The sequence below is a fragment of the Sphingobium xenophagum genome, assembly GCF_002288285.1.
Lineage (GTDB): Bacteria > Pseudomonadota > Alphaproteobacteria > Sphingomonadales > Sphingomonadaceae > Sphingobium > Sphingobium xenophagum.
In genome coordinates this window covers 810,014-835,911 of sequence record NZ_CP022745.1, presented here as the reverse complement: position 1 = coordinate 835,911, position 25,898 = coordinate 810,014, and the positions used below count along the sequence as shown (strand labels likewise).

Below are 25,898 nucleotides of genomic sequence, written 5' to 3'. Positions count from 1 at the left end.
CGATCATGCAATCAGCCGCCAACCCCATCATGCCGATTCCCGGCCTTGTCGACCCTGTGCCCGTGCCGCGCGCCGTGACGCCGCGCGCCGATGGCCGCACCGACCTGCTCGGCCTGTCGCGCCCGCAGATCAAGTCGGTGCTGGAGGAAGCGGGGCTGGACGCAAAAGCCGCCAAGCTGCGCTCCAAACAGCTGTTCCACTGGCTCTATCATCGCGGCGAGACGGATTTTGAAGCGATGACCGACCTTGCCAAGCCGATGCGCGGCTGGATGGCGGAGCGCTTTGTCGTCGGTCGCCCGCAGGTGGTGGAGGCGCAGGTTTCGAACGATGGCACGCGCAAATGGCTGCTCCGGTCGGACGACGGGCAGGATTATGAAATGGTGTTCATCCCCGATGCCGATCGCGGCACGCTGTGCGTGTCGAGCCAGGTCGGCTGCACCCTCAACTGCCGCTTCTGCCACACCGGCACGATGCGACTGGTCCGCAACCTTACGCCGGGCGAAATCGTGGGTCAGGTCATGCTGGCGCGCGATGCGCTGGGCGAATGGCCCAAGGGGAATATGGGCAGCGCTGCCGCGGTGCCGGACGATGAAGATGAGGACGCCCCGCAATATTCGCCCGACGGGCGGATGCTGACCAATATCGTCATGATGGGCATGGGCGAACCGCTTTATAATTTCGAGCATGTCCGCGATGCGCTGAAAGTCGTCATGGACGGCGATGGCCTTGCCCTCTCGCGCCGCCGCATCACCCTGTCGACCAGCGGCGTCATTCCGATGATGGCGCGCGCCAGCGAGGAAATCGGCGTCAATCTGGCCGTCTCGCTGCATGCCGTGACCAAGGAAGTGCGCGACGAACTGGTGCCGATCAACAGGAAATATGGGATAGAGGAACTGCTCCAGGCCTGCGCCGACTATCCCAAGGCCAGCAATGCGCGCCGCATCACCTTTGAATATGTGATGATCAAGGACAAGAATGACAGCGATGAGGATGCGCGCGAACTGGTCCGCCTGATCCGCAAGTATAAGTTGCCGGCCAAGGTCAACCTGATCCCGTTCAACCCCTGGCCCGGCACGGACTATGAATGTTCGACGCCCGACCGGATTCGCGCGTTCAGCAGCATAGTGTTCGAAGGCGGCATTTCGGCCCCGGTCCGCACCCCCCGCGGGCGCGACATCATGGCGGCCTGCGGACAACTCAAATCGGCCAGCGAAAAGAAAAGCCGCGCCGAACTCGACCGGCTGGCCGAGGAAAAGCAGGCGGCGCTCGGCTGATCGTCGCCCCACGGCGACAGGATGCAGCAAGCCCCGCCCGCAACGGCGGGGCTTTTCATTGTGGGGGACTGACGATGACCGATGAAGAGATTGAGCGGCTGGCGACCGGCTTTTGCGGTTGCACCCTGCCCAAGGCGGCCTGGACCCACGGCGCGCATTTTGCGACCGCCCTTTGGCTGATCCTTCAACGTCCCGACATCGTACCGGAACGCGATATGCCCGACATGATCCGCCGCTATAATGAGAGTGTGGGCGGGGTGAACAGCGACATGGGCGGCTATCATGAAACCATCACCCAGGCATCGTTGCACATGACCCGCATGACACTCGCCGCCCTGCCGCCGGACTCAACGCCCGCCAGCGCCTTCGCTGCGCTGATGGCGTCGCCGCTGGGGAACAAGGACTGGCTTTTCGCTTACTGGTCGCGGGCGACGCTGATGTCGGTTGCGGCGCGCAGGGGCTGGGTCGCACCGGACCTCAAACCTCTGCCTGCATAGAAAAAGGGCGGCCCCACGGACCGCCCTTTCCCTTATTCCAAACTGATCGACAAGGATCAGAAACGGAAGCCGACGCCAACCATCGCGGCGTCACGACCACCGATATTCTGCTCATATTCGGTGCGCTGATATTCAGCCGAGATATAAGTGTTGGGGGTCGCGGCGAATTCCAGACCGCCGCCGAAACGGACGCCCTCGAACGCCGCGCCAACGCCCAGCGTTTCGATGCGGGTAGTGGCATAGCCGACCTTGCCGAACGCCAGGACGCGCGGGGTGGCGACGAAGCCGAGGCGCAGCGACGCGGCGAGATCACGGCTGATTTCCACGCCGGAATCGCCGACAGTGGTGTCGCCCAGGCTGACTTCGACGCCGCCGGTGATGCGCGGTGCGAGCGCCAGGTCATAGCCGGCGGTCACGCCATAGGCGAAGCCGTCCTCGTCACCCGCATTGTCATAGCCCAGCGTCACGCCCGCGCGCGGCCCGGTGAAGGGCGCAGCATCCTGAGCGAAAGCAGGGGCCGAAACACAGGCAGCAGCGATCGCTGCGAAAATCACAGTTTTCATAAAGTCCTCAATATATATTCATGGCCGAATGGCTAATTCATCCAGCGTTCAGGTTCGATGCAAAGAAATAACGATAAAAATGACATGGTTCCTCTTGCCCATATATCCACCTTGTCAGTGGCTTATATGGTTGCGATCGGCATCGTCGTCGCGCAATCGCCATCTAGGTTGGCTCTTTTCGTTTGCAAAGGGGCAAGGTCTTTATTTCAAATGATTTCAACTGTCTGTTGCAAAAGTGTAACAACATGATGGAATGGCAGGCGCGCGCCATTGCGAACAGCCGTGGACTGGGCCGCGCGATCGGTTAGGATAGGGACCATGGACAGCCAGACCCCCAAGAAGGCAACCGGCACAGTCAAGCGGCACCGCCTGTCGACGCGGCTGTGGCACTGGCTGAACGCAGCCCTGCTCTACACGCTGTTCACCAGCGGGCTGGGCATCTTCAACGCCCATCCTCGTCTTTATTGGGGGCATTATGGTGCGAATTTCGATGCCGCCTGGCTCGAACTGGATCGCTTCCCCGGATGGCTTACGCTGCCTGCGTTTTATAATCTGGCCATGTCGCGCCACTGGCACCTGACCGCTGCGCCGATCTTTGCCTTTGCGCTGCTCTTCTACATGCTCTGGAGCCTCGCCAACCGGCACATCGCCCGCGATCTCGCCTTCCGTCGCGATGATCTCGCCCCGCGTCATATCTGGCAGGACATCAAGGACCACGCGCGGCTGCGCTTTCCCACCGGCGACGCGGCGTTGCGCTACAATGTGCTGCAAAAGGCCAGCTATATCGGCGTCATCTTCATTCTGTTGCCGCTGATCATCCTGACCGGGCTGACCATGGCGCCCGGCATGAATGCGGCGTGGCCATGGCTGGTCGATCTGTTCGGCGGACGGCAATCGGCGCGCTCTCTCCACTTTATCGCCGCCTTCGCGCTGGTCGCCTTTTTCCTCGTCCATATCCTGATGGTGCTTCTTGCCGGGCCGGTGAACGAGGTGCGATCGATGATCACGGGCCGCTATCGCGTGCCGGAGGAACGCCCATGATTCTCACCCGCCGCCATTTGCTGTTGGGCGCCACAGCGACGCTGGCGGGATGCGACCGGCTTGGCCGTAACGAGGCCGTGCGGGAAGCCCTCTTCTCGGCCGAAAATTTCCATCGCTGGGCGCAGCGCAGCCTGATGGCGCGTGACGCGCTGGCGCAGGAATTCCGCCCCGATCAGATCTCGCCTATCTTCCGCGCCAACGGTACGGCCAATCCCAATACGCCTGCCTATAAGGCATTGTGGCGCAGCGGCTTTGCCGATTGGCGACTGCCTGTGACCGGACTGGTGGCGCGCCCGCTGTCGCTGTCTTTGGCCCAGTTGCAGGCGATGCCTCACCGCACCCAGATCACCCGCCATGACTGCGTCGAAGGCTGGAGCGCGATCGGCAAATGGCGCGGCGTCCCGCTCAAACCCATATTGGAGACCGCGGGACTGAGTGACCGCGCGCGTTATCTCGTCTTTCGCTGTGCCGACGATATGGGCGGGGGGCGGCCATATTATGAAAGTATCGACCGGTTCGACGCTTTCCATCCCCAGACGATCCTTGCCTATGCGCTCAACGATCGCCCGCTGACTGTCGCCAACGGCGCCCCGCTCCGTCTGCGTGTCGAGCGGCAATTGGGGTATAAGCAGGCCAAATATCTGATGGGGATCGAAGCCGTCGCGACCCTGGACGGCATCGGCAAGGGCAAGGGCGGCTTTTGGGAGGATTATGCCGGTTATGATTGGTATGCGGGGATTTGATCTGCGTTCCTGTGAGTGACAAGGTATCGTCATGACACTGTTCGAGCGAATATTGCGGCGGTTGGTCACCCGTGGCCAGTTGACCATTTTTACCCCAGATGGCGCGCATTTCACCGTCGGCAAAGCCGATCCGGCCTTTCCCGATCTGGCGTTGCGGTTGCAGGATAAAAGGGTCGCCTTCGACATTGTGCGCGATCCGCGACTGGGCATGGCCGAAGCCTATATCGACGGGCGGGTGACGATCGAGGGCGGCGGCATCCTGGAATTCCTCTCCATGATTCGCGCCAATAATCCATGGGAAAGCGGCCGTTCCATTGACGCAAAGAATGTGCTGGCGCGCGGTCTTGGCACCGTCCGGCAAAAATTGTGGCGCGCCAATCACAAGGCGCGGGCAAAGGCCAATGTCGCCCATCATTATGACCTGTCCGCCGCGCTATATGCCCTCTTCCTCGACCGCGACCGTCAATATAGCTGCGCCTATTGGCCCGACGCGGACAATGAAGCGGGCATCAGCCTGGATCAGGCACAGGAGGACAAGAAGGCCCATATCGCCGCCAAGCTGCTGCTCAAGCCGGGGATGCGGGTGCTGGATATCGGCTGTGGCTGGGGCGGCATGGCGCTCTACCTGCACCGCACCTGCGGCGTCGATGTGACGGGCATCACCCTTTCGGAAGAACAACTCAAGATCGCACGGCAGCGGGCGGCCGACGCGGGGGTTTCAGACCATGTCCGCTTCGAACTGATTGACTATCGCGACATGACCGGCCCGTTCGACCGAATCGTATCGGTCGGCATGTTCGAACATGTCGGCACGGCCCATTACCGCACCTTCTTCAACACATGCCATGATCTGCTGACACCGGACGGGGTGATGCTGGTCCATACAATCGGCCGCATGGGCGGGCCGGGCACGACCGACGCCTTCACCCAGAAATATATCTTCCCCGGCGGCTACATCCCGGCCCTGTCGGAAATGGTGGCCGGCAGCGAGGGTACGCGGCTGATGGTCACGGATGCGGAGGTCCTGCGCATCCATTATGGCCTGACCATCCGCCAATGGTACAAGCGGGCGATGGCCCACCGGGCGGATATCATCGCGCTGTACGACGAACGATTTTTTCGCCTCTGGACCTTCTATCTGGCGGGCGCGGCGACGGTGTTCGAACATGGCGGCATGGTCAATTACCAGGTTCAATATGCCCGCAACCGGCGCACCCTGCCGATCACCCGCGATTATATGCAGGAAACGGAAGCCGCGCTTCAGGGCCGCTGACTGGCTGAACCGCCGCTAAATGGCGTGTTCGCGGACGGTTCAGTCGGCTTGGGCCATTGTCCCCTCATGGTCCTGCCTCTGGAGCGGCGGGGCAGTGAGGAGAGCAGGATATGAACATCATCTGGAAAGGTGCCGCGGCGCTTGGCCTGACCGTGGCGGGGCTGAGCATGGCAGTCCCGGCGCAGGCACAATATCATGGCGGCTATCGTGACGGCTGGCGCGGCGACCGTGGGCATCACTGGAACAATGGCCGGTGGGACAATCGCCGCCACTGGCGCGGCCATCGGCGCGACTGGCGCGACAATCGCCGCTATTATCGTGGCTATCGCCAGCGCTGCTGGACCGAATGGCGCTACGACTATTATCGCCGCCGCGACGTGCGCGTGCGCATCTGCCGCTAATGGCATGACCAGCCTGCAACCCGCCGCCAACCGGAGGCGGGTTGCAGCATCGCGGGCAAACGGCTAGGCGCGGGCGCAACATTGCAGGAAGCATCTCACCATGAGCGACACGCCCCCCGATCATCTTTCCACCAACCCGCGCAGCCCGCATTTCGACATGGACGTCCTTCAGCGCGGGATCGGCATTCGCTTCAAGGGACGCGAACGCAATGATGTGGAGGAATATTCGATTTCCGAAGGCTGGATTCGTGTTGCCGCCGGCAAGACTCGCGACCGCCACGGCAATCCGCTGACGATCAAGTTGAGCGGGCCGGTCGAAGCCTGGTTCCAGAACCCAGCGGAACCGTCCGAAGAGAAATCCGCCGACGCCGAATGACCGGCATCGGCGCATTAGCGTCGGTCAGTTCAGTCTCGTTTCCCGCTTCACATCGGCGATGATCGCGCTCAGCGTCCGTTGCGATGGGGTGCTGTCGGCATATTCGACGATGAAGGGGTCGGTCTCCAATTTCGGCGCGGCCTTGCGCGCCGTCGCCTTGGCCTGTGCCATTTTCGGCGCCGCTGGCTGACCGCGCGTATAAGTTGGCGTACTGCGCGACGGCGTCACTCCGGCAGGCAGGCGTACATCGTCCCACTGGTCGCGATCGACACGGGCAAAACGGACGCTGCTACCCAGCGCCGGGTCGGGCGTAAATTCGTGCAGCTTCGCCTTGGCCGGGTAGATGAAGCCGAATGTCGGATTGGTGCGCGCACCCATCTGCGCGGTTGGGCTATGCCACACCCGCACCTGGCTCCAGTCGCCCGCATCCGACACGTCGATCGCCAGCACATCCTCCTCAATCGCGCCCGGCGCTGACCAGTTGGCATGGCGGATCAGCACACGCCGGTCGTCCAGCACGCGGCTGACCACGGCGACATGCCCCAATGTCATCGGCCCGACTGGACGGAAGGCCAGCACGGCACCCTTTTTCGGCTCATGCCCGCGTTGATATTGCGCCGCAGCCTGGTCCCACCAGGTCAGCGCGTCGCCGCGAATCTCCACCCCTGACACAATGCGCGCGTAAGGCACGCATTGCAGTGCGCTCGCACCCAACAGGGGTGCCGCGCTCAGACCAGACAGCAGGCACATTGCCGCCCAGCGTAACTGTCGAACCATATGCGATTCCGAAACCTAAAGAATCGCCCCACCGGGATCGATCCTAGATCGGACCCTTTATGAAGAGGTTAAGCCGTTCAGAAAGCCGAACGGGCAGCGCCGGTGACACTGGCGTCGGTGACGGCGTCAGCCATGGCGACCTGCACCGGCTGTTCGATGTCCTTGGGCTGGTCGGCATAGATGAAGCCGTTTGCCGGATTGGAGCGCAGCCCCAGATTGCCGATCGGGCCATACCATACGCGGACATCCGACCAGTCATTGTTGGCGGACACGTCCACGGCGCGGACATTGCGTTCGATACCGCCGCGATAGGACCAGTTGGCATGGGTCAGCAGCACTTCGCGCGGGCTGACCACCTTGCTCACCATCGCGACATGACCGACCGGCATGGCGCGGCTGGAGGCGAAGGACAGGACAGCGCCGACACGCGGTTCATGACCGCGATCATAACGGCCTTGCGCCTGGTCCCACCAGGTATTGGCATTGCCGTGGAGCTGGATGCCCGACACCTGACGAGCAAACGGAACGCATTGCAGAACACCAGCGGTCGCAGGCGTAACGATCAGGAAAGAGAACGCAAGCATAGCACCGGCGATAAGCCGTTGAAAACTAACGATCATGCGAATGCGACCCCGACTTTGATTCAGGCTTTTGCCCCGTTGAGATGCTTTAGGGCAGAGCAAGGGCGCGTTGAAAAGTGCCGGGCGACGAGTCGTTGCGGTGGCGGGTTATATTGCGGAACGAAAAACATGACCCGCTGTTACAGTCAGCCGGGTTGCAGATGATAATTCGTTGAAAAGGCTCGATTCCGTGCCTGTCATCCATACCTGCCCGCCCGTATGTTCCAGCCGATCGAACAAGGCGGCCCGTCGCGACGGGTCGAGATGCGCGGCCACTTCATCGAGCAACAGCACGGGCGGTTGGCCGCGCTGCTCGGCGACCAGCGTGGCATGAGCCAGCAGGATCGACAGCAGCAAAGCCTTTTGCTCACCGGTCGAACACAGGGCGGCTGGCTGGCCCTTGGCGATGTGGAGCACCGACAGGTCGTGCCGGTGTGGCCCGGACAAGGTGCGCCCCGCCGCCGCATCGCGCCGCCTTTCCCGCGCCAGCCGTTCGGCCAGGGGCAGGTCGCTGCCATCCTCCTCGCTTTCTATCGCGATCATGGGACGGGCAAAGGGTGCGTCGGGCTGCCCCGCCAAGGCCAGGTTCAGCCGCGCGACCAGATCGCTGCGCGCTGCCGCCAGCGCCACGCCATGCTCGCCCATCTGCGCTTCCAGCGCGGCGAGCCAGGCTGGATCGGCCCGGCGCTGGTCGGTGAGCAGCCGGTTACGCGCCCGCATCGCTGCATCATAACGCGCGCTGTGGGCGGCATGGGCTGGATGCAGCGCCAGCGTCAATCGATCCAGAAAACGCCGCCGCCCGCCGGGGCTGTCCAGAAACAGCCGGTCCATCGCCGGGGTCAGCCAGACGATCGACAGATGGTCGGCCAGTGCATTGGCCGATGATGCTACCCCGCCGATCCGCACCTGCCGTCGGTCGGGCGTCGCAGCGACCACGCCGGTGCCCAGCACGACCCCATCCACCTCTGCCGCGATGCCAAATCCGCCCGGCCCGTCCTGCCGCGCCATGGCCCGCAACGCCGCGCCGCGCAGCCCGCGTCCGGGCGCCAGCATCGACACCGCCTCCAATATATTGGTCTTGCCCGCACCATTGTCGCCGGTCAGCAGGATGAAGCCATGATCGGGCACGATCAGCGCGTCCGCATGATTGCGGAAATCGCTCAGGGTCAGGCGGCCGATCATCGTCCGGCTGTAGCCCGGTCCATCGCCATGGGAAAGCGTTTAGCAGCGCTTGCGCGTCACCGCCGCCCCGTCATTGACGATCGTCAGCGTCGCACCGTCCGCCGCCGGTCGCAGCGTCAGCGTGCGGGTCCAGCTTTGACCTTCGCCAGTGAATGCCGCCTTGACCGCGACTTCGCCTTTCGCGCCGGGCGTTACCGCTTCGACCGTGCCGACGCTTTCATGAAAAACCAGCTGGTCGGGCAGGATGTTCAGTTCCAGATCGGCTGCCCTGTCCCCGCACCGATTGCTCACCCCGGTCCAGCGACCCTGTAGATCGATCGGAATCTTCCCCGATGTCGCTTGGTCGGGCGACGGTGTTGGCGCAGTGACGTTGGCTGGCGGCGGCGCTTCCGGCGCAGGCTCGATCGGAGCATTGATATTGGCCACGACGCCGGGTTGCGACGTCTGTTTGTCGGCAGGCTTGTCGCAGGCAGCAAGGGCGATCACCGGCAGCAGGGCAAGGGCAGGGCGCATCCTGCAAGAACCGGCGAAACGCCCGGCGGTTCCTGTCTCCTGCCGTGACGGACCTTTGCGGGCATGCTATCCTCCGGCCCGATCATGAAGGAAGGAAAGCATGGCATGCCGGTACTGGGAATGGGCGGACTATTTTTTCGCGCGCATGATCCGGATGCGCTCAACGCCTGGTATCGCACCCATCTGGGCGTGGGTGCGGGCTGCGTGTCCGATCCCGACGCCCAGCCTGACGAATGGACCTGGCGAACATTGGGCGGACCGATGGTGTTTGCCGCGTTCAAGGCCGACAGCGATTATTTCGCCGCGGACAAGGCGTTCATGATCAATCTGCGGGTATCCGATCTCGATTCCCTTCTGACCGGCTTGCGGGATGCGGGCATTGCCGTCATCACCAATGCGGAATGGGATCATCCCGATGTCGGGCGTTTTGCCCGCATTCATGATCCCGAAGGCAATGCCATCGAATTGTGGGAGCCGCCCGCGCCCGCCGCCTGACCGTCCGTTTAAGGAGCCTGATGATGAAGCGTCTAACCCTGTTGCTTGCCGCCGCCGCGACCCTGCTGGGATCGAGCGGGGCCATGGCTGCCCTTGCCGTCGGGGCCAAGGCACCCGATTTCACCACGCGCGGTGCGCAGGCGGGCAAGACTTTCACCCTGACCCTGTCGCATCAGTTGAAGCGCGGCCCTGTCGTCCTCTATTTCTTCCCCAAGGCGTTCACGCCGGGCTGTTCGGCCGAAGCGCGCGAATTTGCCGAGAATATCGACAAGTTCAAGGCGGCCGGTGCGACCGTCATCGGCATGTCGGCAGACCCCGTTGATGATCTGGTGGCGTTTTCGACCAAGGAATGCGCGGGCAAGTTCGCCGTTGCTTCGGCCGGGCCGGGGATCGTGTCGGGCTATGACGTCGCGCTCAAGATGCGGCCGGGCATGACCGACCGTACCTCCTATGTCATCGCTCCGTCTGGCCGCATCGCCTTCGTCCATTCGGAAATGAACTATGCCGAACATGTCAAATCCACGCTGGCGGCGGTGCAGGCGATGAAGCAGAAATAGGCGGACCCTGCTGACACCCGTTCGCGCGCCTGCCAAACGACAGCCCTTTCCTTCGCGAAGGGGGATAAGGCGTCGAATGGCGCAGGGCGAACGGGTGCCGGACTATCCGGCCAGAAAATCCCCACTCGCAATCCGCTCCAGCCCGGTCGCGTCGCGCGTGTAAATATAGGTCCAGGCCTCAATAGGGCCATCAGGGCTCTGCACGTTCACCTTCTCCCGCCGATATTCGTGCGGTTCGGGGAAATGCACGGTACATTGCTCATATTCGTCCAGTCGGGCGAGTAGCGCTGCCGGGTCGGGCAGGGCGAACAGATGACCCATCACCTCGCCTGCATCATCGGGCACGAAGCCCGGATAGGCTTCCACCCGATATAGCGAGCCGCGCGCCGTGGCCAAACCGACGGCGGGGGCCACGCTGCGCAGCCAGCGCGCCATCGGCCCGTCGAAGCCGGGGCGCAACGTGCCATAGACGAAAAGCAAGGGGCTGCTCATGCTGCTCCTGTGAAAATTATACCGATAAACGGGAAATTTCCCCAATTGATGGAAATGAACGCGGGCGAACTTGCGGACATGACGCCTGAAAATCGCGAATTTCCGGGCAAAAGTGAAACTGGCACGGCTCCTGCAATCCTGTTTGGCATCAAGGCCGGATCATCCGACCAGCCAAAAATCAGGGAGTTTCTACCATGTCCATCGCCAAGGTCCACAACACCGCCGTCGCTCTTGTCGGCGCTTTCCTCGTCGCCAGCCTGTTCGTCAGCGCGGCCGTGCCGGTTCTGCCGATCGCCTGATCGACCCGTATTTTCAACTGCATTACCAGAAGGCCAGATTCATGAACAACAGCTTCACCCTCGACCGTCGCCACGGCAAGATCATGGGCGTGTGCGCGGGCTTGTCCAACCGCACGGGAATTGACGTCACGCTGATCCGCGTCGCCACTGTGTTGCTGACGCTCTGCGCACTCGGCCCGGTCGGCGTTGTGGCTTATCTGCTCGCTGGCTGGCTTGCTGAAGGCTGAGCCAACGCCAAGTTGGATCACAGTCGTTCCATAATAAAAGAGCCGCCCCGGCATTGGCCCTGGGCGGCTTTTTATCATCCCGATGATTGGGGATATAGAAGAGCGCGGATAGCGCTCAGGCGTAAAGCACCGAATAGAAGGTCAGCATCTGCACGCCAACCGCAACCACCAGCGCAGCGCCCTGAAAAGCCTGTCGCATATATAACTCCAATATGATCGTTCATTGCCGCCCCATATGGGCGGACCGGGCCTATGCGCCCGTCAAGATTTTGTAACAATCGCAAAGCACGGCATTTCGATTGCAACAAATGCAACAGACTGTGACTATATGGCCGCACTCAGCGCCAGCGCTGCCGCGGGATTGCGCACCTTCGCGCCACTGATGAAGAAGGCAAAGGCATCGCCTGCCGCGGCCTGCGCCCGCAGCCGTTCCGCCCAGTCCGTCAGCGCCGCCGCGCTATAGCCCGTGCTTTCGCCCTCCAATGTCTGCATCAGCCGCGTGTAGGAAAAGCCGACATCGGCACCCCGGATCGCCGGATAGGTCTCATGATCCGCCAGCACGATCGCCGCTCCCGCGTCCCGCGCCATTGCCAGAAAGGCCGGATCGTCGAAACTGGCGTGCCGCACCTCCAGCGCGTGGCGCAGCGGCACGCCATCGACGCTGGCGGGCAGCAGCTTCAGGAACGCGCCGAAATCGTCGGGATCGAACGCCTTGGTCGGCATGAACTGCCACAAGATCGGACCCAGCCGGTCGCCCAGTTCGGCTATGCCTTGCCCGACAAATTTGCCAACCGATTCGCCCGCTTCCGCCAGCACCCGCCTGTTGGTGCAATAGCGCGAAGCCTTGACCGCGAACTGGAAGCCGTCCGGGACCGCCTTCGCCCAACCCGCGAAAGTCGCCGGTTTCTGCGTGCTGTAATAGGTCGCGTTAATCTCGGTCGCGGTCAGATGTTGCCCGACATAGGCCAGTTCATCCTTCTGCCGCAGCCCGACGGGATAGAAAGTCCCGCGCCACGGCTCGAACACCCAGCCGCCAATGCCGATCCTGATCCGTCCCGCCATCCCGACCTCCCGCTCAAAATTGCGCTACCTATGTCTATCTCACTGTCGGCCTTTTCAACCCGATCAGCCACGGCTTGACCCCGCGCGTCGGTTTCGGCTTCCCGTCGATCCGCCGCGCTCGCAGGATTTTGACGGGCTTTATGATCATCTGCCCCCGCATCGGTCCGGTTCCGCAACAGGTCGGCACCGCCAGTATCTTTTTGACCACGTCCATCCCGCCGACGACATGGCCGAACGCGGCATAGCCGATAGACCCTTCGCGCGCATCCATCGTGGGGGTCGCGCCAATGGTGATGAAGAAATTGCCCATCGCCGAATTGGTCCGATTGGGCCGCGCCATGGACAAGGTGGCGTCCAGGTGGCGAATCCCGGTCTGGCTGGTCGGCTCATGCACCACCGGCGGCAGCGATCGCCGCACGTCCATATCGATCCCGCCCTGGATCAGTCCTTGTTTCGGATCGCTCTTGCGCCGCGCCGCACGATAGAAGGTCACGCCGTCGAACCGTCCGTCATCCACATAGGTCAGGAAGTTGGCCGACGTCTGCGGCGCGCGCTTCGTATCGAGTGCCACGGTGATCGTCCCCACCGACGTCTCGATCGCCACCCGGATATAGCCGGGCGTCGCTCGGTTTGTAGGCGCCGCACTGGCAAAGCTGGACGAAAGCAGGACCGACAGAATGGCAAGACAACGGGCAAACAGACGCATCGACAGACAAACACTCGCGGCAGGAGGGGGCAAGCCCAAGGCTAAAGCCGCCGCATGGTCAGCGCAATCGCCCACTGCCATATTGGCTGCGGTTGGCGTGATGAAGATGAGGAAAAAATGGTGCCCGGAGACGGATTCGAACCGCCGACACAGCGATTTTCAATCGCTTGCTCTACCAACTGAGCTATCCAGGCACGGCCAACTGCGGATGGCTCCGCCCGATGGAAGCGTGCCTATAGTCGTCAATCTGCGTCGCTGTCTAGCCCATAATCGCTGCTTTTTTGCATCCCTTCGTCTGCCGCTGGCCCCGGCACGCGATAGCCTTCGCCCAGCCATTGCAGCAGGTCGCGGTCGCGGCAGGCGGGGCTGCAAAACGGGCGGGTTTCGGGCTTTACGGGCTGACGGCAGACCGGGCAGGCGGCGGCTTTAGGCGGCATGGCCCGCTCCCAACGCCAGCGTCGCGTCCGCCGTCGGGGTGATCGCACCGCCGCGCCGCTTGGCCAATTGCTCGATCCAGTCACTCTTGCGATGGAGCAGGTCGATGATCGCAGGAGCAGCGGTCAGTGTCACTGCGCCGCCATTGCCGTGCCGCTCCGCCCGGCGCAGCAGCGCCAGTGCCGCCGTCTCGACCGGATCGGCGCGCAGCAGTTCGATAAGGTTGGCCCGCTCGCGCTTGCGGATGATCTGGAGGAAGCCAAATCCGTTAACCGCCGTGCGCTCGAATGGCAGCGGCAGATATTTGTCGATCTGCGCCGCGGCGATCATCCGCTCATCCTTGTTGTTCATGGTTGGCAGGTCGATGCCGATCGACCCGGAAAGTCCCATGCGGCGAATCGTCTGCGCCGCGATCTTTGCGCCCTTGGGACCAAGCTGCGCAGGTGGCAGCGACCCGTCAACGTCGATCAGCAGCATGGCTGGCGTAACGTAAAGACGCAGCGCGGCGGCTTCCGTGCCGACATCTCCACTGATCGCCTCTTCCATCAATTCGGTCCAGCCGACCGCTTCCAGCCGGTCCTCCTCATGCGCGGGGCAGGGGACGACGGGGACGCCGGTGGCGCGCAGCCGTTGCAGCAGGCTTGGCCCGGCATGCGGCTTGCTGCCTGGTTGAGCGATCCGGCCCTTGGCGCGCTTGGGGCGGCCTTCTTCAGGGATCGCCTCGCGCAATATTTCGACCAGCACGGTCGACCCTTCCGACGTGCGCGGCGGCATTGGTTCGATCAGCACCTCTTCCTGGCTTGTCAGCCGGACAATGCCGCGCTTTTTGGGAATAAGCGTCTGGGTCAGGCGCCCTTGCGCTACCGCACCTGCGCGCACGCCACCAGTTTCCCGCTCGATCAGCGCCTCGACCAGGCGACCATTTTCCACCAGCGCGGCACGGAATTCGCCAATGCCTTCTTCATAAAGCCATTCGGCCATGTCTATTCCTAATCGAGAGCATAGCCCGCCGCCTTCAACAGCGTACGGGTTTCGTAAAGCGGCAGGCCCATGATCGCGCTGTGGCTGCCCTGAATTGCGCGGATCAGGCCAGCAGCGCGACCCTGTATGGCGTAGCCGCCTGCCTTGCCCCGCCATTCTTCGCTGGCAATATAGCGGTCGATCTCGCTGCGTTCCAGCGACTTGAAGGTAACGATATTGGTCGACAGGCGATGCCGTGCGTGCCCCGTTGTGTCGATCAGCGTGATCGCGCTGAGCACGCGATGTCGCCGCCCGGACAGCAAGGTGAGGCAGGCGCGCGCCTCCTCTGCCGTTTCCGCCTTGGGCAATATGCGCCGACCGGCGGCAACGACCGTGTCGCCAGACAGGATCAACGCGCCCGGATGCCGCGCCGCGACAATCGCTGCCTTGTCCGCGGCAACCCGTGCGGCATAGACGGTCGGCAATTCCGCCTTGCGCGGCGTTTCGTCGCAATCGGCGGGGTCTACCTCATCGGGCGCAACGCCGATCTGCCCCAGCAGCGCCAGGCGCCGGGGGGAAGCGGAAGCAAGAATGAGCCGCATCGGGCCTGACACCCGTTGGCTTATTTGAAGCGGTAGGTGATCCGACCCTTGGTCAGGTCGTAGGGCGTGAGTTCGACCAGCACCTCGTCCCCCACGAGGACGCGGATGCGGTTCTTGCGCATTTTACCAGCGGTATGGCCGAGGATCTCATGATCATTCTCAAGCCGGACGCGGAACATGGCGTTGGGGAGAAGCTCCACAACCTGTCCGCGCATTTCAAGCAGTTCTTCTTTGGCCATAATATCCCGAATTCAAAAATCGCGTCGCCATAGCGCCAATTCATGCAAAATGAAAGGCGGCTTCATGCGCTGAAATGATCGCCTGCTGCGACGAGTGCGGCAAAGATGCGATCCAGCTGCTGTTCGTCGATACAATAGGGCGGCATCAGATAGATGGTGTTGCCCAATGGCCGCAGCAAGAGGCCATGTTGCAGGAAGAAGGCGCGAAGCCGCGGCGCGAGGTCCGACAGATAGCCCGCATCCGGTGTGACGATGTCGATCGCCGCGATCGTACCCAGCTGGCGCGGATTGGCGAAGGCGGGATGCTGCGCCAAGGAAGCGAGCCGCGTCGTGATGCCATCGGCCAGCGCGGCGAGTCGGCCACGCACATCCTCTTCGCGCCAGATGGCCAGATTTGCCACGGCAGCGGCGCAGGCGATGGCGTTGGCGGTGTAGCTGGACGAATGGTAGAAGAGCCGGGCGCGATCGGTCGATCTGTGTGCCTCGAAAATGCGGGCCGTCGCCAGTGTCGCGGCGAGCGGGATCGCGCCGCCGGTTATGCCCTTCGCCACCGCCATGATGTCCGGCGCTACTCCCGCCTGTTCGCAGGCGAACAGCGTGCCGGTGCGGCCCCAGCCGGTCATGACTTCGTCAGCGATGAACAGGACTTCGTGGCGACGACAGATGGCGGCCATGTCGCGCAGCACATGCGGCGGATAGAGCAGCATTCCGCCCGCACCCAGGATCAGCGGCTCGACGATGAAGGCCGCTGGCTTGTCGCGGCAGGCCGCTTCCAGCGCGTCGAGGCTGGCCTGCTCCTTGCCAGGGGCAGGGAAGGGAATGGTGCCGACATCGAACAAAAGAGGCGTCCAGGCGGCATTATAAACACCGCGTTCGCCCACCGACATCGTGCCGATCGTGTCGCCATGATAGCCATGTTCCAGCACCAGGATGCGGCTGCGCGCCTGCGCCTGTCCATCGAGCGCCAGATTGTGCCAATAGCCCAGCGCCATCTTGAGCGCGACTTCGACCGCCGTTGAGCCGCTGTCGGAAAAAAAGACGTAAGCCAGCGGGTCGCTATCGGGCGATCGTGGAGCAATCTCTATCAATCCGCGGGCGACTGTTTCGGCCGGTTCATGGGTGTAACCGGCAAAAATCAGCTGATCGAGTTGCCCTGCCTGCTGTGCGATGGCGGCGGCGATGCGCGGATGGCAATGGCCATGGGTCGTTACCCACCAGCTCGAAATCGCGTCGATCAGCGCGCTGCCATCGGCCAGATGCAGCAACGCCCCTTCGGCGCGCACAACACGCGGAATCGGCTCGTTCAGGCCATGCTGGGTGAAGGGGTGCCAGACGGGGGAGGTCATATGGCGCGGCTTTAGGCCAAGCCCTTGCCCATGACCATCCCCCGTGCGGCCCTTACCAGATCTTCACCCGATCTTCCGGCTTCAGGCTCAGCTTGCCGTCGGGTGCCGGCTTGAAGGCGTCATACCAAGCGTCGAAATTGCGCACGATGTCGGCGCGATACTGGGACGGGGCGTGGGGATCGGTCACCAGTCGCTGGCGCAGGTTCGCCTCCCGATAGTTGCGCCGCCATACCTGCGCCCAGCCCAGAAAGAAGCGCTGGTCGCCGGTCATGCCGTCAATCACCGGGGCCGGCTTGCCGCCCAGCGAAGCATGATAGGCGTCGAGTGCGACCGCGAGGCCACCCAGATCGCCGATATTTTCGCCCAGCGTGAACGCGCCCTTCACATGCACGCCGGGGAAGGGCTCATAGGCGTCATATTGCTTGACCAGCTTGTCGGTCAGCCCCTTGAACTTGGCGACATCGGCTTCGGTCCACCACTGGTTGAGCTTGCCGGTCTCGTCATATTTCGCGCCCTGATCGTCGAAATGATGGCTCAATTCATGGCCGATCACCGCGCCGATGCCGCCATAATTGACTGCCGGATCGGCGTGGGGATCAAAGAAGGGCGGTTGCAGGATGGCGGCGGGGAAGACGATCTCGACCATGCCGAAATTGGCGTAGGCGTTGATCTCCATCGGGGTCATGCCCCATTCCCAGCGATAGATGGGCTTGCCCAGCTTGCCGATATTATAGTCGAAATCAAACTGGTTGGCGCGCATCGCATTGCCCAGCAGATCGTCACGCTGGATGGTCAGGCCCGTATAATCGCGCCACTTGTCGGGATAGCCGATCTTGGGGTGAAGGCGGCCAGCTTCTTGTGTGCGCGCGCCTTGGCGGTGTCGCTCATCCATGGCAGGCCGTCGATGCGGCGGCCCATGGCGGCGAGCACATTTTTGACCAGGACGTCCATCGCCGCCTTGGTTTCGGGCGGGAAATATTGCGCGACATAGACTTTGCCGACTTCTTCGCCGAGCGAATCCTTGAGGAAATCGACGCCCCGCTTCCAGCGCGCCTCACGTTCCGGCGTGCCGGACAGGGTAGTGCCGTAAAAGGCGAAGTCGGCATTGGCGATGCTGTCGGGCAGCTTGTCGGCATAGGCGTGCAGGCTGCGCAGCAGCAGCGCGTCCTTCAAAACGCCGATCGGCGCCTTGGCGATCAGCGCGGCCTCGCCAGTAATGGCGGACGGCTGGGCGACGAGCAGTTCGGTCGGGGTCAGGCCGTTGGCCTTGAAATAGGCGGCAAAGTCAAAGCCGGGTGCGGCCTTTTGCAGCGCAGCCAGCGTCAGCTTGTTATAGGTCTTGTCCGCGTCGCGGCTGTCGATCTGGGTCCAGTGAACCTTGGCGATCTCTGTTTCGAACGCCATTAGCGCGGCGGCGCGCGCCTTGGCGTCGCTTTCGCCCGCCAGTGTCAGCATATTCTCCAGATGCGCGACATAGGCGGCGCGGATCTTGGCCATTTCCGGCTTTTCATCCAGATAAAAGTCGCGGTCGGGAAGGCCGAGGCCGCCCTGGCTCATGGAGAGGATATAGGTTTCGGGGTCTTTATCGTCCTGCCCGACATAGAAGCGGAACGGGCCGCTGATCCCCGCGCGGGCGGCCTTGGCGGCGACAAGGGCGTAGCCGGCCTTGTCCTTCACGCCCTTGATTTCGCCCAGCCAGGGCTTGATCGGGGCCAGCCCCTTCGCCTCTACCGCGGCGGTGTCCAGATAGCTGGCATAGGCCGCGCCGATCTTGCTGTCGGGATCGTCCTTGGCCGTTTCCAGGATCGCGCGGGTGCGGGCGCGCGACAGTTCGTCCAGCGTGTTGAACGCGCCATAGTTGGATTTGTCGGCGGGAATGGGGGTGTTCTTCGCCCATGTGCCGTTGGCATGGAGGTAGAAATCATCGCCGGGCTTGACCGACCGGTCCATGCCTGCGGCGTCGAAGCCGTAGCTGCCATAAGTCGGCTTGGCGGTGGCGGGGGCGGGGGTCGCGGTCGAGGGGGCAGGCTGTTGCGCGTGCGCGATAGCGGCGGTCAGCGCCAGCGCGGAGGCGGCGGCGCGCAGGAAAAGGTGTTTCATCAAAGCATCCCTTGCTTGGCAGTAGGCGCAACGTAGCGCGCCCGGCATGACGGGACGTTGAACGCCTGTCCAACAGTCCTGTCCATGTCGTTGGTCGAATATTATCGGCCGTTGAAAGGATCGGAAAGCCGGATGTGGCTGGCGAACGCGGCGGCCAGCGTGGCGGGGTTCAGCGGATCGAGCAAGGGCAGGCGGCCAAGGCTGCGGACATTGCCCAATTGCGGGATGATCCGTTCATTTTCCTCATGCGGTTCGCCGATGAAGGCGATGCCCGCGATCGGCACGTTGCGGGCGCGGAGCGCTTCGATGCTGAGCAGGCTGTGGTTGATCGTGCCGAGCGCGGTGCGGGCGCACAGGATGACGGGCTGACCCCAATGGGCGAACAGATCGGCCATCAGCAGTTGTTCGTTGACCGGCACCAGCACGCCGCCAGCGCCCTCTATGACCAGCGGGCCATCGACCTGCGGCAGGGCGAGGCGGTCGAGCGAGATTTCCACCCCGTCGATCCGGGCGGCGAGATGGGGGGAGGCGGGGGTGTTGAGGCGATAGGCTTCGGGCAGGATATGGCTGGCGGGCAGGCCGGACAGGCGGGCAACCTCCTCCTTGTCGCCGTCGGGTTCCACGCCGGCCTGGATCGGTTTCCAGTAATGTGCGCCCAGCGCCGCCGCCAGGCCAGCGGCGAACACGGTCTTGCCGATGCCGGTGTCGGTGCCGGTGACGACATGGATGCTCATCGCACGATCCTTTGCAATTCGCGGCCCAGCGCGGCGATGTCGGCGCGGCTGACGTTGAGCGTCAGCGAGATGCGCAGACGGCTGGTGCCGGGCGGGACGGTGGGCGGGCGGATGCCGCGCACGTCGAAGCCGGCTTCCTGCAGAGCGGCGGCGGCGGCCATCGTGCGGGCGTCGTCGCCCAATATGACCGGCACGATCTGGCTGCGCGGGGTAGGCAGGCCGAGCGGGCCGCAGATCGATTCGGCCGCGTCCTGCCGCAACGTCGCCAGCCGGTCGCGCAGGTCGTCCGCTTCCTCGATCCGGTCCAATGCCGCGGACACGGCGACCGTCATCAGCGGCGATGGCGCGGTGGAGAAGATGAAGGCGCGGGCGCGGTTGATGAGATAGTCGATATGGATGCGCTGGCCGCAGATCAGCGCGCCCTCAACGCCCATCGCCTTGCCGCAGGTGTGCAGGGTGATGACATTGTGCAGCCCGTCGAGCCCGGCAGACAGGCCGCGCCCGCCCGGACCGAATACGCCGGTGCCATGGGCTTCGTCCAGGATCAGCATGCCGTGATGCCTGGCCGCCAATTTGGCGAGATCGGCGAGCGGGGCGATGTCGCCATCCATGGAGTAGAGCGTTTCAACCGCGATCCAGATGCGCCCCTTGCCCCCTTCTGCGCGGAAGGCGGCGATCAGGTCGGCAAAGCTCTGCACGTCATTATGGCGGGCGAACACGGCGGTCGCCTTGCTCATGCGGATGCCGTCATGGGCGCTGGCGTGGATCAGTTCATCGGCAACGATCAGGTCGCCGCGCTGGGGCAGGGTGGCGAACAGGGCCAGATTGGCGACATAGCCATTGGCGACGAACAGGGTGGCCTGGGTGCGGAAGAAATCGGCGGCCTTCGCCTCCAGCCCTTCATGTTCGGGGGCATTGCCGCGCAGCAGTCGCGATCCGCCGGACCCGACCGGCACGCCGCGCCCGATCGCGTCGGCAACAGCGCCTGCAATGATCGGATCGCCCGACAGGCCGAGATAGTCGTTGGAAGCGAAATCGCGGCCCGTCCGGGGGATCAGACGGCGCAACCGGCCACGCGATTCGAGCGCGACCAGCTGTCTGGCAAAGGGTTCGGCGGTCATGGCCGGGGCTATAGGCGCGGGGGCGGAACTTCGCAAACTTCGCCCATATTCATATATGCAAATTTCAGGCGAAACCTTGAGCGGCCCCCGACGCGGCGGCGGGGTGGGACGGACGATGGGAAAGAGCGGGACGGGCGGAACTGTAGCAGAAGGGGGTGGTGTAGGACAGGGCGACCCTTCAACGCCGATCGTCAAGGCAGGCTGATGTCGCCGTGAAACGGAGGTTGGGCGCCTTGCCCAGAATCATCGCCTAGAAGCTGAACCCCAGCGACACAGACGCGACATGGTCATTGCTGTCGTCGGCCGAGGGGCGGAAGCCGTGCTGGTGGAGATAGCCGATTTCCATATTCACATTTTTGGCGAGCGGCGTGGTGATGGCGATCAGGTTGCGCATCCGTTCTTCGCCCTGGACCCGCTGGAAATTGGTCTTGTTGAGATCGAAGAAGCTTTCATGGCTGAGCACCAGCGCGGTCTTTTTGCCGTCCTGAAACGGCAGCACGAACTTCACATAGGGACGCAGGCGATAGGCCGTGCCATCGACGCCGTCGCGCCAGCGCTCCTCCATCCGCATCCGTGCGCTGAGCCTGCCGCGACCGATTTTCAGGATATTGTCGGCGGTGATCTGCTGGCGGCCGCGATGCTCCATGACGGTGAAGTCGCCCCCTGCATATTGCGGATCATGGGTATAGCCCGCCCATAGCGTGACCTGCTTGCCGATCCTGTAACCGACCAGCGTATTGGATTCGACTTCATACAGCCCCTTGCGGTCGTCACTGAAGCGCAGGACAACTTCCTGCGACAGGCGCCATTTGTCGCCCAGCTTCACCGTCGCATTGGCGGTGGTCCATAATTGTTCATCCTCGCTGGCGCGGGCGGCATTGGGCAGTGCCAGTGCGGCAAGCAGGGGCAAAAGCATAAGGGACAGGCGCATGGGTCATCGTCTCCACCGCCTGCGTGGCGGTGCGGCGCCTCTATGACCGTTGCGTTACAGTAGAGTGACTGAAAAATTGCGTTTTTGTGACACAATGTTGCCAGACGAGGCTGTCACGCCGGGTTATGGGCTTTCAAAAAGGCGTCCATCTGTTCGAGAAACTCCAGCCGGTCCGCTTCGCGGGAAAAATGATGATCGGCCAGCGGCTGTTCGACATAGATATAGTCGCGCCCCTCGACCTTGCCTGCGGCCTTGAGCTTTTCGGCCATTTCGCGGGACTGATTGACCTGAACGCGCCGGTCCTTCTTGCCGTGCATCAGCAGGATGGGCGTGGCAAACTGGCTGGCAAAATGGACTGGCGAGACCGACGCGAAATCGGGAGCCTGTTCCTTCAGCCAGTCCTGGCGCGTGCTATGGTTGAGGAAGCGACGATCATAGCGCATCATTGCCGCCAGATCCGATACCCCGGCATAAGAGACGGCGCAGCGATATTTCGCCGGATCGCGCTGGGCCGCGCGCATGGCGGCATAACCGCCATAGGAAGCGCCCACCATGCAGACGCGTTTGGGATCGGCAATGCCTTGCTTGACCGCCCAGTCGACCGCATCGTTCAGGTCGTCCTGCATGGCAAGACCCCATTGCCCTTCGCCCTTTTCCGCAAAGGCGGTGCCATAGCCCGATGACCCGCGATAATTGGGTTGCAGCACGGCATAGCCGCGCCAGGCGAGGAACTGCACCCACCAGTCCCAATCTTCGCTGTCACGGGCGAACGGGCCGCCATGAGGCATCAGGATGAGCGGCAGATCCTTTGCCGCCGATCCGACCGGCAGGGTCAGGACGGCGGCGATGTCCAGCCCGTCGCGCGCCTTGTAGTGGATGGTCTTGACCGGGCCGAGATGGGTTTTCGTGCTGAACCGGCCACTGACCTTGGACAACAGGCTCATCGCGCCTGCATTGGTATCATAATAATAATAGGCGCCCGGCTGATCGGCCGAGCCGACATGGACGATCATCCTTTGCCGGTCGCGGCTGAGCGATATGATACGCGCGCGCCGATCGGGAACCGCCTTGTCCAGATCCGCCTGAATCTTGGCGAGAGTGGCGTCGAACCAATGAACCGACGGCCCGTTTGCGGTGTAGGCCACACCGGCCAGCGCCATTCCGCTGCTGTCGGTCGATATGCTGCCTATGTCGAAACCCGGCGCGGAAAAAATCTTCTTCCCCAACTCCAGCGTGGTCAGGTCCAGTTCGTAGAGGGCATCGGTGCCCTCGCGATCATCCTCTGCAATCGCCTTGTTCGGATCTGCGGTAAAAAGCAGTGGCGAGACAAGGGATTCGCCACGGCGGCGATCGGCGCGATCGATCGTCCGGAACGATGCTTTCCCGTCCGGTCGATAGACAAGTTTCGCCGTTCGCGTCGCATCACTATAGCCCACGCCCATGCGAACCGTGCCGGCTGCGTCGGCAAACCAGCTGCGCACGAACGTTTTCGGGGCGACGACGCTGTGCATCCGTCCGGTGCTGACGTCAATTTCATCGACCCTTGGCCAGAAACCCGGCTCGTTGTAAAAAATGGATGTCTGGTATGAGAGCATGATGCGCGGCGTGCCGTCGCGCGCCATCCAGATGACATCGTCGGCATTTTGCGCAGCGTCCTTTTTCGCCAGCAGGATCACCTTGCTGCCGTCACGTTTTATGCTGACGACGCGGCTGATATACCAGGGCGTCCCCTGCACATTGCTTTCAGCGCCCACGCCAGCAATCAGCCAGTCGTCATTGACCCATTGCCACCAGTTGAGGTCGTTGTCGCTCAAGCCTATCGAGCGGATACGGTCGGCCCCTTCATGAACGTCCGCGATGACGAGTCGCTGTTCGCCGTTCACCGCCACGCGGCTGGCGATATGCAGGCCGTTGGGCGACAGGGCCGGCGCATCCATGAGCGGCAGCGCCGCGAAATCCTTAAGCGTGTAGGCCGGTGCGTCGGTCTGCGCCGGAGCAACGGTGGCGTCGGTCTGCGCCAGCGCCGCGAAAGGCAGGGCGCTGCTCGCCAGCCATGTGAAAAACGCTTTCATTCCTATGCCCCCGAAACGACCAACCCCGCCCTGGGAAATAGGGCGGGGTTGGCGCTTCGTCACGATATTTTTGTTATCGTTTCAGTCCGTTGTGGGGACTACATGCCCCCATGCGCCAGCGCGGCGAGCAGCAGCAGCGCGACGATGTTGGTGATCTTGATCATCGGGTTGACGGCCGGGCCGGCGGTGTCCTTGTAGGGATCACCCACCGTGTCGCCGGTGACGGCGGCCTTATGGGCTTCGCTGCCCTTGCCGCCATGATGGCCATCCTCGATATATTTCTTCGCATTGTCCCATGCGCCGCCGCCACTGGTCATGGAGATGGCGACGAACAGGCCCGAAACGATGACGCCCAGCAGCAGCGCGCCAAGGGCGGCAAAGCCGTTGGAGACGCCCGCAACGGCGGCGATGACGAAATAGACGATGATCGGCGCAAGGACGGGCAGGAGCGAGGGGACGATCATTTCCTTGATCGCCGCCTTTGTCACCAGATCGACCGTGCGGGCATAATCGGGCTTGCTGGTGCCGTCCATGATGCCCTTGTTTTCCGCGAACTGCGCGCGGACGTCTTTTACCACGTCACCTGCGGCACGCCCCACGGCGGTCATGCCCATCGCCCCGAACAGATAGGGGAGCAAAGCGCCCAGCAGCAGCCCGACGATGACATAGGGATTGGAGAGGCTGAAATCGACCGGGGCGGTAAGGCCCAGCGCCGAATTGTAGAATTTCAGATCCTCCGTATAGGCGCCGAACAGCACCAGCGCGGCCAGCCCCGCCGAGCCGATGGCATAGCCCTTCGTCACCGCCTTGGTCGTGTTGCCAACGGCGTCGAGCGCGTCGGTCTTGACCCGGACGCTGTCATCGAGATGCGCCATTTCGGCAATGCCGCCGGCATTGTCGGTGACAGGGCCATAGGCATCGAGCGCCACGACCATCCCGGCAAGCGCCAGCATGGCGGTAGCGGCAAAGGCGATGCCGATCAGGCCCGCCAGCTGATGGGCGACGATGATGCCCGCGACGATCACCAGCGTGGGCAAGGCGGTCGATTCCAGGCTGACGGCCAGCCCCTGAATGACGTTGGTGCCATGGCCGGTTTCCGACGCCTTGGCGATGGAGCGGACCGGGCGATAATTGGTGCCGGTATAATATTCGGTGATGACGACGAGCAGCCCGGTGACGGCCAGCCCGACCATCATCGACCAGAACAGGTCCATGCCGGTATAGCCGCCGACCCCGTCCAGATCCGCACCGAACACTGCGTTCATGTCGCCCAGCGTGCGCCAGCTGACATAATAGATGGCCGGGATGGAAAGGATCGCGGTGACCCAGAAGCCCTTGTAGAGCGCCCCCATGATCGACTGGCTGGACCCCAGCCGCACGAAATAGGTGCCGATGATGGAGGTGATGATGCACACCCCGCCCACGATCAGCGGGAGCGACATCAGGCTCATCTTGAAGGCATTGTCGACGCCCGCGACCAGCAGCGCGATCAGCACCATGGTCGCGCCGACGGTGACGACATAGGTTTCGAACAGGTCGGCGGCCATGCCCGCGCAATCGCCGACATTGTCGCCGACATTGTCGGCGATGACGGCGGGGTTGCGTGGGTCGTCTTCCGGTATGCCGGCTTCGACCTTGCCCACCAGATCCGCGCCGACATCGGCGGCCTTGGTAAAGATGCCGCCGCCAAGGCGCGCGAAGATGGAGATGAGCGACGCGCCGAAGGCCAGCGCGACGAGGCTGTCGATGACGAGGCGATCGTCGGGCGCATGGCCGGCCGGGCCGGTCAGATACCAGAAGAACAGGCTGATCGCTAGCAGGGCAAGGCCCGCCACGAGCATGCCGGTGATGGCCCCGCGCGGAAGGCGACGGTAAGGCCGCTTTGCAGCGTGCCGCGACAGGCTTCAGCGGTGCGGACATTGGCGCGCACCGAAATATTCATGCCGATAAAGCCCGCCGCACCCGACAGGATCGCGCCGATCAGGAAACCGACCGCCGAAGTCAGCCCCAGAAAATAGAATACCAGCAGCGCGACGACCGCGCCGACAATGGCGATGGTGGTATATTGGCGGCCCAGATAGGCTTTCGCCCCTTCCTGAATGGCGGCGGCGATCGATTGCATGGTGGCGTTGCCCGCAGGCGCATTGAGCACCTGCCGGCTGGTGAACAGGCCGTAGAGCACGGCCAGCAGGCCGCACCCTATGGCGATGATGACGATTGGCATAGACGTTCCTCTCCCCCGTTTATGACTTTCATCGGC

At 63.1% G+C, this 25,898-nt stretch carries 27 protein-coding genes, 1 tRNA gene and 2 pseudogenes; 10 read left to right on the top strand and 20 right to left on the bottom strand.

Translation table 11 applies throughout. From position 1 onward, the window contains the following. The first annotated feature begins 5 nt into the window (after positions 1 to 5). Both rlmN and CJD35_RS04145 read left to right on the top strand, forming a co-directional pair. A complete protein-coding gene (gene rlmN, locus CJD35_RS04150) occupies positions 6 to 1,274 on the top strand; it encodes a dual-specificity RNA methyltransferase RlmN (RefSeq protein ID WP_026002059.1) in 1,269 nt (422 codons plus the stop codon). Between the two features lie 74 nt (positions 1,275 to 1,348). Beyond that, the gene (locus tag CJD35_RS04145; protein ID WP_017181140.1) at positions 1,349 to 1,771 is read left to right on the top strand and encodes a hypothetical protein; all 423 of its coding nucleotides are present in this window, start codon (positions 1,349 to 1,351) and stop codon (positions 1,769 to 1,771) included. Between the two features lie 56 nt (positions 1,772 to 1,827). On the opposite strand, the gene CJD35_RS04140 is transcribed toward CJD35_RS04145, so the two are convergent. Further along, complete coding sequence (locus CJD35_RS04140) at positions 1,828 to 2,334, bottom strand: porin family protein (protein ID WP_017181139.1); 507 nt, start codon at positions 2,332 to 2,334, stop codon at positions 1,828 to 1,830. Between the two features lie 318 nt (positions 2,335 to 2,652). On the opposite strand from CJD35_RS04140, the gene CJD35_RS04135 reads away from it, so the two are divergent. The 5 genes from CJD35_RS04135 to CJD35_RS04115 all read left to right on the top strand — a co-directional run bounded on the left by CJD35_RS04135 (position 2,653) and on the right by CJD35_RS04115 (position 6,168). Then, the gene (locus CJD35_RS04135; RefSeq protein WP_017181138.1) at positions 2,653 to 3,375 is read left to right on the top strand and encodes a cytochrome b/b6 domain-containing protein; all 723 of its coding nucleotides are present in this window, start codon (positions 2,653 to 2,655) and stop codon (positions 3,373 to 3,375) included. Continuing rightward, positions 3,372 to 4,118 (top strand): molybdopterin-binding protein, encoded by a 747-nt coding sequence (locus tag CJD35_RS04130; RefSeq protein ID WP_017181137.1) that lies wholly within the window; start codon positions 3,372 to 3,374, stop codon positions 4,116 to 4,118. The genes CJD35_RS04135 and CJD35_RS04130 overlap by 4 nt, the downstream gene beginning before the upstream one ends. A 31-nt stretch (positions 4,119 to 4,149) precedes the next feature. After that, positions 4,150 to 5,391: an SAM-dependent methyltransferase gene (locus CJD35_RS04125; RefSeq protein ID WP_026002058.1), complete on the top strand. Its 1,242-nt coding sequence runs from the start codon at positions 4,150 to 4,152 to the stop codon at positions 5,389 to 5,391. 110 nt (positions 5,392 to 5,501) lie between these two features. Continuing rightward, the gene (locus tag CJD35_RS04120) at positions 5,502 to 5,792 is read left to right on the top strand and encodes a hypothetical protein (protein ID WP_017181135.1); all 291 of its coding nucleotides are present in this window, start codon (positions 5,502 to 5,504) and stop codon (positions 5,790 to 5,792) included. 100 nt (positions 5,793 to 5,892) lie between these two features. Beyond that, positions 5,893 to 6,168 carry a DUF3297 family protein gene (locus CJD35_RS04115; RefSeq protein WP_017181134.1) on the top strand — a complete coding sequence of 92 codons (276 nt, stop codon included), beginning with the start codon at positions 5,893 to 5,895 and terminating at the stop codon, positions 6,166 to 6,168. Between the two features lie 24 nt (positions 6,169 to 6,192). On the opposite strand, the gene CJD35_RS04110 is transcribed toward CJD35_RS04115, so the two are convergent. The 4 genes from CJD35_RS04110 to CJD35_RS04095 form a co-directional block, all read right to left on the bottom strand. Continuing rightward, the gene (locus CJD35_RS04110) at positions 6,193 to 6,945 is read right to left on the bottom strand and encodes a CHAP domain-containing protein (RefSeq protein ID WP_026002057.1); all 753 of its coding nucleotides are present in this window, start codon (positions 6,943 to 6,945) and stop codon (positions 6,193 to 6,195) included. A gap of 77 nt (positions 6,946 to 7,022) precedes the next feature. Next, positions 7,023 to 7,565, bottom strand: a complete 543-nt coding sequence (locus CJD35_RS04105) for a CHAP domain-containing protein (protein WP_026002056.1) — start codon at positions 7,563 to 7,565, stop codon at positions 7,023 to 7,025. Between the two features lie 108 nt (positions 7,566 to 7,673). After that, a complete protein-coding gene (recF, locus tag CJD35_RS04100; RefSeq protein ID WP_017181131.1) occupies positions 7,674 to 8,747 on the bottom strand; it encodes a DNA replication/repair protein RecF in 1,074 nt (357 codons plus the stop codon). Between the two features lie 39 nt (positions 8,748 to 8,786). Next, a complete protein-coding gene (locus CJD35_RS04095; RefSeq protein WP_017181130.1) occupies positions 8,787 to 9,260 on the bottom strand; it encodes a hypothetical protein in 474 nt (157 codons plus the stop codon). Positions 9,261 to 9,365: 105 nt separating this feature from the next. On the opposite strand from CJD35_RS04095, the gene CJD35_RS04090 reads away from it, so the two are divergent. Both CJD35_RS04090 and CJD35_RS04085 read left to right on the top strand, forming a co-directional pair. Continuing rightward, positions 9,366 to 9,755 (top strand): VOC family protein, encoded by a 390-nt coding sequence (locus CJD35_RS04090; protein WP_026002055.1) that lies wholly within the window; start codon positions 9,366 to 9,368, stop codon positions 9,753 to 9,755. A 23-nt stretch (positions 9,756 to 9,778) separates the two neighbouring features. Further along, a complete protein-coding gene (locus tag CJD35_RS04085) occupies positions 9,779 to 10,312 on the top strand; it encodes a peroxiredoxin (protein ID WP_017181128.1) in 534 nt (177 codons plus the stop codon). A gap of 102 nt (positions 10,313 to 10,414) precedes the next feature. Here the strand turns inward: CJD35_RS04085 and CJD35_RS04080 are convergent, their stop codons facing one another. Continuing rightward, positions 10,415 to 10,804, bottom strand: a complete 390-nt coding sequence (locus tag CJD35_RS04080; protein WP_017181127.1) for a gamma-glutamylcyclotransferase family protein — start codon at positions 10,802 to 10,804, stop codon at positions 10,415 to 10,417. A gap of 340 nt (positions 10,805 to 11,144) precedes the next feature. Between CJD35_RS04080 and CJD35_RS04075 the strand changes: the two genes are divergently transcribed. Further along, complete coding sequence (locus tag CJD35_RS04075; RefSeq protein WP_017181125.1) at positions 11,145 to 11,330, top strand: PspC domain-containing protein; 186 nt, start codon at positions 11,145 to 11,147, stop codon at positions 11,328 to 11,330. 324 nt (positions 11,331 to 11,654) lie between these two features. On the opposite strand, the gene CJD35_RS04070 is transcribed toward CJD35_RS04075, so the two are convergent. From CJD35_RS04070 to CJD35_RS04005, 14 genes and pseudogenes are all read right to left on the bottom strand, one after another. After that, positions 11,655 to 12,392, bottom strand: a complete 738-nt coding sequence (locus tag CJD35_RS04070; RefSeq protein ID WP_017181124.1) for a DUF72 domain-containing protein — start codon at positions 12,390 to 12,392, stop codon at positions 11,655 to 11,657. Between the two features lie 34 nt (positions 12,393 to 12,426). Continuing rightward, the gene (locus CJD35_RS04065; protein WP_017181123.1) at positions 12,427 to 13,098 is read right to left on the bottom strand and encodes a peptidylprolyl isomerase; all 672 of its coding nucleotides are present in this window, start codon (positions 13,096 to 13,098) and stop codon (positions 12,427 to 12,429) included. A gap of 118 nt (positions 13,099 to 13,216) precedes the next feature. Further along, positions 13,217 to 13,292: transfer RNA gene (locus tag CJD35_RS04060), tRNA-Phe, on the bottom strand. Between the two features lie 48 nt (positions 13,293 to 13,340). Further along, positions 13,341 to 13,535: a DNA gyrase inhibitor YacG gene (locus tag CJD35_RS04055; protein ID WP_017181122.1), complete on the bottom strand. Its 195-nt coding sequence runs from the start codon at positions 13,533 to 13,535 to the stop codon at positions 13,341 to 13,343. Then, positions 13,525 to 14,514: a hypothetical protein gene (locus CJD35_RS04050; RefSeq protein WP_017181121.1), complete on the bottom strand. Its 990-nt coding sequence runs from the start codon at positions 14,512 to 14,514 to the stop codon at positions 13,525 to 13,527. Before CJD35_RS04050 ends, CJD35_RS04055 begins: the two co-directional genes overlap by 11 nt. Positions 14,515 to 14,522: 8 nt before the next feature. Continuing rightward, positions 14,523 to 15,095, bottom strand: coding sequence for a Maf family protein (locus CJD35_RS04045; protein WP_017181120.1), 573 nt, complete (start codon positions 15,093 to 15,095; stop codon positions 14,523 to 14,525). 20 nt (positions 15,096 to 15,115) lie between these two features. Further along, positions 15,116 to 15,334, bottom strand: a complete 219-nt coding sequence (gene infA / locus CJD35_RS04040) for a translation initiation factor IF-1 (RefSeq protein WP_003049127.1) — start codon at positions 15,332 to 15,334, stop codon at positions 15,116 to 15,118. 62 nt (positions 15,335 to 15,396) lie between these two features. Continuing rightward, a complete protein-coding gene (locus CJD35_RS04035) occupies positions 15,397 to 16,680 on the bottom strand; it encodes an adenosylmethionine--8-amino-7-oxononanoate transaminase (protein ID WP_017181119.1) in 1,284 nt (427 codons plus the stop codon). A gap of 52 nt (positions 16,681 to 16,732) precedes the next feature. Beyond that, a pseudogene (locus CJD35_RS04030) lies at positions 16,733 to 18,780 on the bottom strand (M13 family metallopeptidase). A 101-nt stretch (positions 18,781 to 18,881) separates the two neighbouring features. After that, entirely contained in the window at positions 18,882 to 19,514 is a 633-nt protein-coding gene (gene bioD, locus CJD35_RS04025) for a dethiobiotin synthase (protein ID WP_017181117.1), read from the bottom strand. Beyond that, on the bottom strand, positions 19,511 to 20,635 hold the full coding sequence (locus tag CJD35_RS04020) for an 8-amino-7-oxononanoate synthase (protein WP_017181116.1): 1,125 nt from the start codon (positions 20,633 to 20,635) through the stop codon (positions 19,511 to 19,513). The genes bioD and CJD35_RS04020 overlap by 4 nt, the downstream gene beginning before the upstream one ends. Positions 20,636 to 20,885: 250 nt before the next feature. Continuing rightward, entirely contained in the window at positions 20,886 to 21,566 is a 681-nt protein-coding gene (locus CJD35_RS04015) for a DUF2490 domain-containing protein (RefSeq protein ID WP_017181115.1), read from the bottom strand. A gap of 113 nt (positions 21,567 to 21,679) precedes the next feature. Further along, complete coding sequence (locus CJD35_RS04010) at positions 21,680 to 23,638, bottom strand: alpha/beta hydrolase family protein (RefSeq protein ID WP_017181114.1); 1,959 nt, start codon at positions 23,636 to 23,638, stop codon at positions 21,680 to 21,682. Positions 23,639 to 23,736: 98 nt separating this feature from the next. Further along, positions 23,737 to 25,862, bottom strand: a pseudogene (locus CJD35_RS04005) (sodium-translocating pyrophosphatase). Between the last annotated feature and the right edge of the window lie 36 nt (positions 25,863 to 25,898).